Raw genomic sequence first — 12,935 nt, 5'->3', positions numbered from 1 at the left:
AAATTTAATAAAATGAAAATAAAACATATAATTTACACGTTTTTACTAGCTGCCTTATTGATTTCTTGTAAATCAGAAAATAACCAGAAAACTGTAAAAGCGGAAACTGAATTTAATCATTTTGTAGAGCAATTTGCAGATATCAAAGTATTACGTTACCAAATACCCGGTTTTGAAGAACTTACCTTAAAAGAAAAAAAACTTGTGTATTATTTAACGCAAGCAGGTTTAGCAGGTAGAGATATTATGTGGGATCAAAATTACCGCTATAATTTAAGTATTAGAAAAGCTCTAGAAAGTGTCAATCAAAACTATAAAGGAGATAGAGAAAGTGAAAATTTTAAATTCTTTAAAACATATTTAAAAAGAGTTTGGTTCTCAAACGGAATTCATCATCACTATTCTAATGATAAAATTAAGCCAGAATTTACAAAGGAATATTTTGTAAGCGAATTGTTGAAAAATTCTAATTCAGAATTATCTGCAGATATTATTGAAGTATTATTTAACGATGCAGATACGAAAAAAGTAAACAAAAAATCTGGAAATGACAACGTTTTGTCATCAGCAATAAATTTTTATGCACCAGATATTACGGATAAAGATGTTGTTGATTTCTATAAAACAGCATACAAAGGTCCTAAAGGAATGCCAGTTGAAGCAGGTTTAAACTCTAAATTAGTGAGAGAGAACGGAAAGTTACTTGAAAAAGTTTGGAAATCTGGAGGAATGTATGGAGCTGCGATTGATAATATTATTATTTGGTTAGAAAAAGCAAAAGGAGTAGCAGAAAACGATAAACAAGCAAATGCTCTAAGTTTGTTAATTGATTATTATAAAACAGGTAGTTTAGATACTTGGGATAAATATTGCATTGCTTGGGTAACATCTATTGAAGGGAATATAGATTGGATTAACGGTTTTATTGAAGTCTATAACGACCCAAAAGGTTACAGAGGTTCTTATGAAACTGTTGTTCAAATTAAAGATTTTGATATGTCCCGTAAAATGAAAGTTTTATCGGATAATGCACAGTGGTTTGAAGATAATGCCCCATTAGATCCAACTCATAAAAAAGAAAATGTAGTAGGTGTTTCTTATAAAACTGTGAATGTTGCAAGTGAAGCAGGAGATGCATCTCCAAGTACACCAATTGGCGTGAATTTGCCAAACAATAATTGGATAAGGCAACAACATGGTTCTAAATCGGTTTCTCTTGGTAACATTATAGGCGCATACAACAATGCAGGTGGCACAGGACGTTTAAAAGAATTTGCTCATGATGATGAGGAGATAAGATTAGAAGAAAAATATGGTCAAATTTCTGACAAGCTACATACAGCTTTGCATGAGGTTGTTGGGCATGCCTCTGGTCAAATAAATGATGGTGTCGGTCAACCTAAAGAAACACTTCAAAATTATGCTTCTACCATGGAAGAAGGACGTGCAGATTTAGTTGGTTTGTATTATTTAATGGATCCAAAATTACAAGAGTTAGGTTTAACCGATAATTATAAAGAGCTAGGAATGGCTGCGTATGATGGATACATCAGAAATGGTTTAATGACACAGTTAATAAGAATTAATTTAGGTGATGAAATCGAAGAAGATCATATGGTGAATCGCCAATGGGTCTCTGCTTGGGCGTTTGAACAAGGTGAAAAAGAAAATGTGATAGAAAAAATCGTAAAAGAGAATAACAAGACTTACTTCAATATTACTAATTACGAAAAGTTAAGAGAAATTTTTGGTAAATTATTACGTGAAACTCAACGTATAAAATCTGAGGGAGATTTTGAAGCCGCTAAAAAATTAGTAGAAGGTTACGGAGTAAAAGTAGATCAGCAGATTCATAAAGAAGTAATTAAGAGAAATGAACAATTTACTTCGGCACCATATAGTGGTTTTGTAAATCCTGTTTTAGCTACAAAGTTGGATGAAAACGAATCTATTTTGGATATTGTTGTAACGCAACCAAAGACTTTTGAGGAGCAGATGTTATTCTACTCTAAAAATTATAATTTTTTAGGAACGGAGAATTAAAACAAAAAACATACAATTTCAAAAACCGATTCTGAGAAGAGTCGGTTTTTGTATTTTTACAGAATGGCAAGAAAAACAAAAGACCCAGGTATTGGTTACAGCACTCGGGAGAATGCACAGAGTATTATGAATGATGACGGCAGTAGTAATGTAAGTCACATGAATAGAAAAAGAAATATAAACGATTTATATACCTTCTTTGTTGATATTTCTTGGTTTCATTTTTTCTTGTTAATTATCCTTTCATATACACTTTTTAATGTCTTTTTTGGATTGCTGTATGTTGCAATTGGTATTGAAGAAATAACTAAAACAAGAGGTACTTTTTTTGCAGATTTCTTAAACGGATTTTTCTTTAGTGCACAAACACTAACGACTGTTGGTTATGGTGGAATTGCACCAAAAGGAATTATGGCCAACTTAATTGCCGCTTTTGAAGCTATGATTGGTTTGTTAAGTTTTTCATTTATTACGGGGTTATTATATGGTCGTTTTTCAAAACCTAAAGCTTCTTTAAAATTCAGTAAAAACCTTATTATAAGAGATTTTAAAGAAAATAAAGCTTTAATGTTTCGATTAATGAATAGCAGAGAAACCGTAATGATTGAACCCGAAATTACGGTAACCTTATCTATTTCTGAAAAAGATAAAAATGGAGAGTTTAAACGTAATTTTTATACACTAAGTTTAGAACGAAATAAAATTATGTACTTGCCAACAATTTGGACGGTAGTGCATGAAATTGATGATAAAAGTCCGTTGTTTAAATATTCTAAAGAAGAAATTAAAAACTTAGATGCGCATTTATATTTGCTCATAAACTATCATGAAGAATCATTTTCGCAAAAAGTATATCAAATTTATAACTACCATTTTAGTGATTTAATGATGGATGTAAAATATGTTCCTTCCTCTAGTTTCGATGATGAAGGTTATACTGTTTTAGATCATAATAAATTGAGTGAAGTAGAGAAAATGGATGTTTAATTACCAAACAAAATTCTAATCGCAAGAAAAACAGCAATAATCAATCCCCCATAAATAGCTACTTTTTTGCCAGCACTTTTATAATAACGTTCATGATTTTTGATGTCTTTTCGATAGCTCCAAGCTATAGCACCTCCAAAACCAATCACAAATAAAATGATAAAAATAATTCTACCCGTAGAAAAAAATGCACTCAAAAACATAGTTTTAATTCTTTATAAGTTTTAAAATATTAGATTTCATGAAGGTTCAGTTTTTCATAAAGTTTCTATATCTTGTATGTTGCAAAATTACAAATTAAATGAAGAACGTCATCGTTTTTGGAGCAACTTCTGGTATTGGGAAATCTATAGCCAAAATTTTATTAAATGAAGGTTATAACGTAGCAATCACAGGAAGAAGATTAGAGAAGTTAACAGCATTAAAAAATGAATATCCAAATCAAGTTTTAGTAAAGCAAAATGACATTCAAAATGTAAAAGAGGTCGAAAAAATTTTCAATGAGATTGTAGAAGAATTCGAAACAATAGATTTAGTTATTCAATCTTCAGGAGTTGTTCATATAAATCCTAAGTTTGAGTGGGATAAAGAAGCGCAAAGTATAAATACCAATGTTTTAGGAGTTACAAGAGTATATACTTTAAGTTATAATCTATTTAAAAAACAACAATTTGGACACTTAGTGGGTATTTCATCGATAGCTTCTATTCGAGGAAATCGCTCTGCGCCAGTTTATTTTGCATCTAAAGCATATCAAAAAGCATATTTAGAGAGTTTGTATATCAAAACGAAGTCAATTAAATCGAAGAAGGTTTTTATCACAGAAATTAGACCAGGATTTGTAGCGACAGATATGGCTGTGACTTTAGAAGACGGTGTATTTTGGTTGGTTCCTTTAGAGAAAGCAGTAAAACAAATTTATGTCGCTATTAAAAACAAAAAAAGAGTTGCTTATATATCTAAACGATGGCAATTAATTGCTTGGATTTTAAAATTAGCGCCCGCTTGGATATTAAAAAAAGTACTCTAAAATTATCGAGAACAAATTGTAGTAAAAATATTATTTCGAAAAATTTAGAGATTTAATAATAAAATAAATTTGAGTTGTAGTAATTCTGTCTTTTCTCCAAATAATAACTAAAATATATAAAAACAAACTAAAAATGAAAAACAAAATAACAGCAGTAACTAAATTTCATACCGCTTTTAAATTGAATATGAACAATTCACCGATTGCCCATATTGGAGAAGATAGAAACTTATTACGCTATAAGTTAATGCGTGAAGAAAATGAAGAATATTTAGAAGCTGCGAATAACAATGATTTAGTTGAAGTTGCAGATGCGCTAGGAGACATGTTGTACATTTTATGTGGAACTATAATAGAGCATGGAATGCAAGAAAAAATTGAAGCCGTTTTTAATGAAATACAAAGAAGTAATATGAGTAAATTGGGTGAAGATGGTGAACCAATTTATAGAGAAGATGGTAAAGTTTTAAAAGGACCAAATTACTTTAAACCAAATATATCGGATATTTTAGAGGCTTAGGTCTATGAGATATTGCCCTAAAAATATGGTTACAGTTTAAAATTAATTTTTAGGTTGATATTTCACAGATCCTAGTCGATGTTATATAGTTAAAAGAGAGCTTAATGTTTTTCTGAAGTCTTAATTCGAGAGTTATTTCCTTTACGGATATTTTTTCTCTATGGTTCTAAGGACTCAGTAAAAAACGATTTGATGGATGCTCTTATTGTTTTTGTCTTTTCTAATGTATATGGTTTACGAATACATACGGTGCAATTATTAGTGCTATGAAAAATAGAATTTCGGAGAGTTCTATGTTATCCCTGATAGTTGTTTTCTTAGAGATTCCCTCTATTAATTTTTTCTTATTTTTCAATAATGGACTAACTCCAAATAACTGTTCAGCTGAATAAAGTGAACTAACCCAAAAGAGTCCAAGCCACCACTTTGAAGCAAAAAATGCAACGATACATCCAATTGAGGCCATAAAAAGAAATAAAAATAATTTTTTTGATTGACTGATGGTCATCACAACCATAAAAATGAACATTCCACCACCTCCAATATGATATAAATTTAAATCATTGATAAAGAATCCAATTAAAAATAATAGTAGATATCCAATCCCGAGAAAGTTTTTGGTTAAAATTAAATAATAATTTTTCATAGACATTATTATACAGGTTTTAAATTTTTATTTCGCCTCTTTCAATGGTTTCCCAATTATGGATATCATTTTCATCAGGTCGGTAAGCAATTATTACTAAAATCATAATACTTATTAGATGCATAAATTTCCATTTGGTTGCGTCAAATTATACACAATAGTTACTGAAAGTCAAATTTAAATAGATACTTTAAAATATATAATGACTTTGGTCAGTTTAAAGTAGCTTTAAAGGTGTAAACTATTGCTGAATTAATTTTATAAAAGCCTTGGGAAAATGTTTTATGATATCCCTTGCTATTAGCGATTCTTGTCCTAATTCTTGCGCACCCAAATCACCAGCCAATCCATGTAAATATACCCCCAAACAAACTGCAGCTTTAGATGAGTACCCTTGGGCTAATAAGCCGGTAATAATTCCGGTAAGCACATCTCCGCTTCCTGCTGTTGCCATTCCAGAATTTCCAGTTGAATTGTAATAACATATTCCTTCTGGTGTAGCGATACAGCTATGTGCGCCTTTCAGTAAAATAAAACATTTTAGCTTCATAGCTTTTTGCTTTTGAAGTATATTTCTTTCAAAATCATTAGAAGTTTTTCCAAACAATCTTTCGAACTCTTTCGGATGAGGTGTTAAAATTGAGTCTTTTGGTATTTTAGTTAACATATTTGGATTCATGGCTATAATGTTTAAGGCATCTGCATCCAACACTAATGGTTGCTTTGAATTTTGCAATAATTTACCAAAGGCCTTTTCAGTTTCAGTTGCCAAACCCAGTCCACATCCAATGCCAATAGCGTTATATATATCAGTTTTAGGAAAACTGCTAATATAAGAATCGTTATTATCTGTAATTACCATGGCTTCGGGAATACTCGTCTGTAAAATTTCATAGCCGCAAGATGGTGTATAAACGGTTGCTAATCCACATCCTGATTTCAAGCAAGCAAAAGTTGAAAGGACGGCAGCACCAATCTTCCCTCTACTGCCCATAATTAAAAGAGCATGTCCAAAATTTCCTTTATGCTCAAATTTTTTTCTTTTTTTATAATGCGATAATGCTACTTGAGGCGTTAAAAGATAGCTGTCAGAACTTTCGCTAAAATAGTATTCTTCCGAAAGATGAATCGTTTTTGCAAACCATTCCCCAACATATTTATGATTTTCAGGGAACATAAAGGCTAATTTGGGTTGTTCAAAAGAGAAAGTGTAATTGGCATTGAAGATGACGCCTGTTGAAGACGCATCTCCAGAGAGTCCAGAAGGAATGTCAACGGCTACTCGGATTACATTCAACTTATTTAAAAAACGGACTAAATTTTTAAAGAAACCACGTAGTTCGCTTTTGAGACCAGTTCCAAAAAGAGCATCTACAACAATAGAATCGTTTTCAATGGATGGAAAATCGTCACTATTTGACACTGTTAAAATTTTAAGATCACTAATCTTATGGATGGCATTAAGATTTGCTTCATTATCCTTAGATCTTTTAATAGGCAGTGCTTGCGCTATGACATTAACTTTGTATGATTCTTGATGCAGGAGTCGACTGATTACAAAACCGTCACCGCCATTATTACCATTTCCACAAAAGATATAAATTGGAGTCGTTTTATTTGGAAACTGTTTGATAAACCAACCTACAAAAACATTAGAAGCACGTTCCATCAATTCTAAAGAAGTAATGCGTTCGCGCTCGATCGTAAACGTATCCCAAGATTTTATTTGTTTTGTACTGAATATTTTCATTTTTTTGAAATGCTTTGTTCCGAAAATATGTTTTTCTTTCTGGTCAATAAAAAATAATTATCCAGATACTTTCTCACTATTTTATGACTACCAATTAGTTACTCTTAGGTTATTAACAGAATTAAAAGGTTTTTATTTTTTATTTTTAAATAAAAATAAAAAAAAGTACTAAATGTTTAGTTTAGTGCTTACTTTTTCTTTCTTATATGTTTGGCTTCAAACTTTTTTTAGATTTACGAATGGATTACGGATTTGTAGACCATAAAGCGGCACTTTTAAGCATTGCTCTTCTTGGAAGTTTTAAACCAGCAACTATTAATTCTGCAAAATCTTCAGGTTGTAAAACACTATCTTCAGAACCTTTATTAGCAATGCCAAGTTCAATTGACATGTCCGATACAATGGTGCTTGGTGTTAAAGTACAAACTCTAATATTATTTTTACGAACCTCTTTCATCAAGGATTCAGACATTCCAATAACTGCAAATTTTGATGCTGAATACGCAGAGGTGTTTGCATTTCCATTTAATCCTGCTGTCGATGAAACATTAATAATATCACCTTTATTTTGATTTATTAAGTATGGTAAAATTTCTTTAGTTACATAATACATGCCCATAAGGTTGGTTTGAATAATTTGACTCCATTCGCTAACTTCCATTTCGTTAAAAGTCCCAAAAGCTGCAATTCCTGCGTTATTGACTAAAATATCAACCGAGCCTAAGGAATCTAAAATACTTTTAATACCTCTTTTAACTTCCTCATAATTACTTACATCAAAGACAGTATATATAGCCTGGATTTCAAACGTCTCTAATTCAGAAACTGTTTCTTTCAAAACGGCTTCATTTCTGCCAGTTATAGCGATGTCAATTCCTTCTTTTGCAAATGCAATGGCAGTCGCCTTTCCAAGTCCTCTGCCACCTCCGGTAATTATTGCTTTTCTACTTTTTAAATCTTTCATTTGCGTTTTATATTATTTTTAAGGATCAGTATTTATGAAATTATTTGTTCCGTGTTTAAAATAGTAAAGTAGTATTTAGAAGCTGTACTATTTTCTGAAGTATAAGTATATTAAAAAAGCGCAAGCGTTGATTACTTGCGCTTCATTAGCTATTTTTATATTGGTCGTTAAAGGCCGTTTTTATTTTTTTGTTCTTTTATAGTAAGAGACGATACTTGCTTTTGCTAATGTGTTATTCCAAAGGTAATATCCAACTACTGCAGGATTAGTTTTTTCGTCTAGTCCCAGTTTATCTGTTTTTAAGGCATGTACTGTAATGATATATTGGTGTAAACCATGGCCTTCAGGAGGACAAGGTCCGCCGTATCCATTCATTCCATAATCCGTGATACTTTGAATAACACCTTCAGGTGTTAAGTTCAGTTCCATATTTCCTGCGCCAGATGCTAATTCGGTTGTGTTTGACGGAATATCAAATACTACCCAATGCCACCATCCACTTCCAGTAGGAGCATCTGGGTCGTACATTGTTACTGCGAAACTTTTAGTTCCTTCTGGAGCATTTTTCCAAGATAACTGTGGAGATTGATTTTTTCCTGTACAGCCAAAGCCGTTAAATTCTTCCGTGATTGTTGCTTCTCCACCTAAATCAGTACTAGACAAAGTAAATGTACTTTGACTGAATATTGAACTTGAAAAGGCAATTAATACTGCTAAAATAATATTTGATTTCTTCATGATATTTGGTTTTAATTATAGGATAAAGATAGGAAGGATCATAGAAGATGTTGTGTTTGATTCAGTTCAAAAAGTAGTGATAAAAGTTCAATTTGATTGATATTGTTTTGGGGTCATTCCAAATTTCACTTTAAATGCTTGAATGAAATTTGATAAGTTTTCATAGCCAATTTCCTCAAAAATATCTGAGGATCGCTTCGATTTATTTTTTAAAAGGAAGGCAGCATGCTCAAGTCTTTTCTCTTGAAACCATTTACTTGGTGAATTGTGAAAATGTTTTTCAAACTCTCTTTTGAATGTTGACACACTCATATTTGATAAAAAAGAAAGTTCTTTTATGGTAAGTTTATTTAATTGATTACTCTCAATGGTCTGGATAAATTTTTGGTTTTGATTATCACCATCACTAATTAAGGAATACAAAAAATCGACCCCATTAAATTCAATGAGGTAGAGCATTATTTCCTCAAACTTAGCATCTAAAATATGTTTTTGAATCGATTTAGAAAGTTTAGAGATGTCTAAAAGACTATTTGAAAATCTTTTTATAAATGAGTCATAATTGAATGAATACGTAGAATAGAATACGTTTGAGCCTGTTGGACGAAGCTCAAATTTCCGTATAAATTTTAATACGGCTTCATTAGAGAAGAACAATAGAATACTTTTATAATATTCTTGAACATTAGAAAGTTTTTCTGTCATTAAGCAATGGCCTGACTTCATCAATAGAAATTGAGAGTTATTAATTGCATATGAAGAATTGTCAAAAAACACTTCCTTTGTTCCCTCTTGAAGAAAACTAAACGTGTTTTTATTGAGTACGATTTCTTGTTTTGAGATTTCTTGAGTACTTTCATAATCATAAACCTCAATAGACAGCGTAGAGTTCAAATTTAAATCGTCGGGTAAAGTAATTGTCTTCATTGCCTTTTGTTCATATTTAATGTGTTTGGATTGCTGTTTTGGTTAGCACTAAATTAATAAAAGAAATTGAACCAGAGAGAAATGCGCAAGATTTTCTGGTTACACGAAGAACTATATATTCTAGTTTTAAAAAGAGGAATTTATAAATAGGGATTCTAGAAGAAAAGTGATTTCGAAAGACAAAGTAAGTTTAAATCATTAGGTGTATTTTTATTGAATGACACGTTATATAGGTTTTTAAATCAATACAAGGCAAGATTATAAGTATTATGAAGTTCAGTATATTGAATGGAATATAGGTTGTTTTGTGCTACAAAGTTAAAAGTAAAATATTATTTTGGTTTTACAGTTTATTCCTTCTCAAATTCAATAATTAAAATCTTACCATTTCTTAAAATGGTTATTGGAATCACATCTCCTTTATCATACTCTTTTAACTTTTTCTTTATTTTACTTCGAAAATCAAATGTGCTAAAATCAGTTCCTGCAAAATCTAATATAATATCCCCTCCAATTATGATCTCTAACCCATCAATAGTTGCATCTATAGTACCTGCGCGAAGGCCTATTTTATTAGCCATTCCTTTAGAAGATAAGTTGAGAATCAATAATCCTGATTCTTTTGGAACATTGAGTACCTTGGCTATATTTCCAGTAATGATTATAGATTCCATACCTGTCCAAATGGTAGGTTCTTCCTTCAGTAATTTTTTCGCTGTATTGGATGATACGGCGAAACCTATTCCATTAAATCCACCTGATAAAGTGTAAATGCTATTAGTGATTCCAACTACTTCTCCTTTAATATTAAACATAGGACCACCTGAGCTACCATGGTTTATAGCAGCATCGGTTTGAAGAAATTCAATGTTATAAAAATCATCACTAAAACCCTTATGAATATGTCTTCCGCTTAATATCCCTTTTGATATAGATTGTTTGAGACCATATGGTGCTCCAAGGATAAAAATATCCTCACCTATTCTAAGCATATCAGAATTTCCAATTTTAGCTACTTTTACATCTTTTAAAATAAAATTTCCTTTAATCTTTATTAATGCTATGTCAGCTAAAGGATTGTTGGTTAATACTTCGGCTTCGTAAATAGCTCCATTTAAAAACTCTACTTTCACCAATTCTGCAGCTTGTACGATATGGGATGCGGTCCAGATTATTCCTTTTTCAGAAATTAAAACACCAGATCCTTGTAAAGATTTAGCGACCAATGTTAGTTTGTTTTTTGTTGTCTTTGGAGATACACTTAATACATTTATAACTACTACTGAAGATTTAACGCTTTCATAGCAGTCTGCCAAGTTTTGTGCGATACCAATAAATGTAATAAAAAAATAAAAAAGAGAGACTAGTACTTTCATCATATTTATTATTTTTTAAGAAAAGTTTCTTAAAATAGAATTGGGAAGCCAGAGATTCTTGTTTCCTATGTTGAGATTAATTTAAATCATTAATTCAATTTTTTAAAAATTCTATTGCTAGAATATAAAAAACAAATGAATTTTGACTAAAATTTATGTCAATCCCAGCATAACAATCTTACTTACTTTTCAGCAACTAAAACCAATATTGTCAATGCTAGAGCACCAGGATGTTCCAATTTTTAAAAAAAAAGTATGATATCACTTTTTGGCCACGTATAGTTTTTATTTACAAATTTATTACGAAGTATGCATAAAAAAAATGGCTAAAAAGACTTAGGATACTTTAGAGGTTTTGCGCTATCACAATCTATGTTTATATTTTTCAAAGAACGCTTCAGTTGTTAATTATGCAGCTAAAATACGATTGCATTTCAGTTTATAAAATGACTGATGTCAATTGATGTGTTTTTTTATTTAAGTATCAAATTCAAATTCAAAGAACAAATTAAGTTTTAGTTATAATATTTTTTGAGGATAACTTTATTGTAAACAATAACCCTAACTTCATTAATGAAATAAGGGTTATTATGATAAAATTTTGAGAAGTCACAATAACTTCTATGCATATTCTATACTATAGTGTATTTGAAGTTCGTTTTTAACATTGTAAACTCCTGGGGCATTATATGCAGCTGTTTCTGCTTCTTCTTTCTCTTTAATAGAATGTACTTTTCCACGTAATGTTACAGTATGACCATGAGTTTCAAGAATAATAGCATTTGAATCAATGGTTGCCATTCTATGAAATGCTTTTTTGATTCTATTTTTTACTTCTACGGGTTCAATATTATTTTCTAATTTAATAGAATTACTTACACCTTTTACGCCCAATAAGTTCTTAATAGCGTTTCTTGCAGCATTTTTTTGGAACATCCATTGTACTTCACCCGATAAATAAACCCAGCCATTTTGAACCTTTATGGCGATATCATCTTCCGGAACAGAAGAGTTCCATTCAAAAGCACTTACAACTGCTTTTGCAATTTCTTTATCTGTTTTTTTGTAATTAATTCCGTAAATAACTTCGATATCCTCAGCTACGGCTTTTACCCCTTCAACACTTTTTACTGCTTCTTCTGCTGCTAGTTTTTTGGAGTAATTATTAACCACACCACTTAGGGTTACTACACCGTCTTCAACAATAACTCCAATTTGAGTTTCATCGATATTGGGTTGCCACGCTAATTCGTCTAGTACATCGTCTTTAATCTCTGCATCTGTTTTCATGATTTATATAATTTTAATTGAACATTTATTAATGTCTTTCAAATGTATCTTTAGTGTAAGGTGTTGAAAATGATCTGTATCAGTTGATGTATTTTTTAACATTTTTAATTTTATTAGTTTAATGACCTAAGTCATTTTGTTTTCTTTTTTCATATACTTCCTTTGTATATAAATATATTAGATGATAAAATGAAGAGTCACAATTATGTGAATATGTAACAATTTCATTTAACCATTTGATAACAAATAGATTCAGATGAAAAAGAGAAAATATCTTCTAGTACTTTTGTTATTTACATGTATGTTTTTATTGGAAAGTTGTGGACCTGTAGTTCTTTCTTCTAGCTTAGAAACAGCTCCGCCATCTTGGTTCTATCCAAATAGGGTGGAGGCAGTTAGGTATGTCTATTTCCCTGATCATATGATTTATTACGATTTATCACTTCGCAGTTATATTTATTTAAATAATGGAGTTTGGTTATCAGTTAAAGTATTGCCTTCCCGTTATAGAACTATCAATCTCAATCGTAGTAGATTTGTTCGCATAAAAAATTATAGAGGAGATAATATTTCTAATTATCACAGAAATACTAATACAAATCGAAGAAGATCAAGTTCGCAAAGCAATACAAGAAGTAGAAGGAATTAAGTAGCTTAAACGAAA

At 30.8% G+C, this 12,935-nt stretch carries 12 protein-coding genes; 4 read left to right on the top strand and 8 right to left on the bottom strand.

From position 1 onward, the window contains the following. Positions 1 to 12: 12 nt before the first annotated feature. Positions 13 to 2,043, top strand: coding sequence for a dihydrofolate reductase (locus tag BLT88_RS11785; protein ID WP_091954938.1), 2,031 nt, complete (start codon positions 13 to 15; stop codon positions 2,041 to 2,043). Between the two features lie 63 nt (positions 2,044 to 2,106). After that, the gene (locus tag BLT88_RS11780; RefSeq protein ID WP_091954936.1) at positions 2,107 to 3,030 is read left to right on the top strand and encodes an ion channel; all 924 of its coding nucleotides are present in this window, start codon (positions 2,107 to 2,109) and stop codon (positions 3,028 to 3,030) included. Here the strand turns inward: BLT88_RS11780 and BLT88_RS11775 are convergent. Continuing rightward, entirely contained in the window at positions 3,027 to 3,233 is a 207-nt protein-coding gene (locus BLT88_RS11775; protein ID WP_091954934.1) for a hypothetical protein, read from the bottom strand. The two genes, BLT88_RS11780 and BLT88_RS11775, sit on opposite strands and share 4 nt — an antisense overlap. Positions 3,234 to 3,331: 98 nt before the next feature. Here BLT88_RS11775 and BLT88_RS11770 point away from each other — a divergent pair, with 98 nt between their 5' ends. Both BLT88_RS11770 and BLT88_RS11765 read left to right on the top strand, forming a co-directional pair. Continuing rightward, positions 3,332 to 4,060, top strand: a complete 729-nt coding sequence (locus BLT88_RS11770) for an SDR family NAD(P)-dependent oxidoreductase (RefSeq protein ID WP_091954932.1) — start codon at positions 3,332 to 3,334, stop codon at positions 4,058 to 4,060. Positions 4,061 to 4,193: 133 nt separating this feature from the next. Then, on the top strand, positions 4,194 to 4,580 hold the full coding sequence (locus BLT88_RS11765) for a nucleoside triphosphate pyrophosphohydrolase family protein (RefSeq protein ID WP_091954931.1): 387 nt from the start codon (positions 4,194 to 4,196) through the stop codon (positions 4,578 to 4,580). Between the two features lie 220 nt (positions 4,581 to 4,800). Here the strand turns inward: BLT88_RS11765 and BLT88_RS11760 are convergent, their stop codons facing one another. The 7 genes from BLT88_RS11760 to BLT88_RS11730 form a co-directional block, all read right to left on the bottom strand. Further along, positions 4,801 to 5,232 carry a hypothetical protein gene (locus BLT88_RS11760; protein WP_091954928.1) on the bottom strand — a complete coding sequence of 144 codons (432 nt, stop codon included), beginning with the start codon at positions 5,230 to 5,232 and terminating at the stop codon, positions 4,801 to 4,803. A 235-nt stretch (positions 5,233 to 5,467) separates the two neighbouring features. Beyond that, positions 5,468 to 6,976, bottom strand: coding sequence for an NAD(P)H-hydrate dehydratase (locus BLT88_RS11755; protein WP_091954926.1), 1,509 nt, complete (start codon positions 6,974 to 6,976; stop codon positions 5,468 to 5,470). 244 nt (positions 6,977 to 7,220) lie between these two features. Further along, positions 7,221 to 7,940 carry a 3-ketoacyl-ACP reductase gene (locus tag BLT88_RS11750; protein WP_091954923.1) on the bottom strand — a complete coding sequence of 240 codons (720 nt, stop codon included), beginning with the start codon at positions 7,938 to 7,940 and terminating at the stop codon, positions 7,221 to 7,223. A 180-nt stretch (positions 7,941 to 8,120) separates the two neighbouring features. Further along, a complete protein-coding gene (locus tag BLT88_RS11745) occupies positions 8,121 to 8,678 on the bottom strand; it encodes a YbhB/YbcL family Raf kinase inhibitor-like protein (protein ID WP_036783478.1) in 558 nt (185 codons plus the stop codon). Between the two features lie 87 nt (positions 8,679 to 8,765). Next, a complete protein-coding gene (locus BLT88_RS11740; protein ID WP_091954921.1) occupies positions 8,766 to 9,605 on the bottom strand; it encodes an AraC family transcriptional regulator in 840 nt (279 codons plus the stop codon). Positions 9,606 to 9,955: 350 nt separating this feature from the next. Further along, entirely contained in the window at positions 9,956 to 10,984 is a 1,029-nt protein-coding gene (locus BLT88_RS11735; protein ID WP_091954919.1) for a S1C family serine protease, read from the bottom strand. Positions 10,985 to 11,602: 618 nt separating this feature from the next. Further along, positions 11,603 to 12,271, bottom strand: coding sequence for a BON domain-containing protein (locus BLT88_RS11730; RefSeq protein WP_091954918.1), 669 nt, complete (start codon positions 12,269 to 12,271; stop codon positions 11,603 to 11,605). Positions 12,272 to 12,935 lie beyond the last annotated feature (664 nt).

Source organism: Polaribacter sp. Hel1_33_78, from assembly GCF_900106075.1.
GTDB lineage: Bacteria > Bacteroidota > Bacteroidia > Flavobacteriales > Flavobacteriaceae > Polaribacter.
This window is presented reverse-complemented; position numbering and strand designations above follow the sequence as displayed.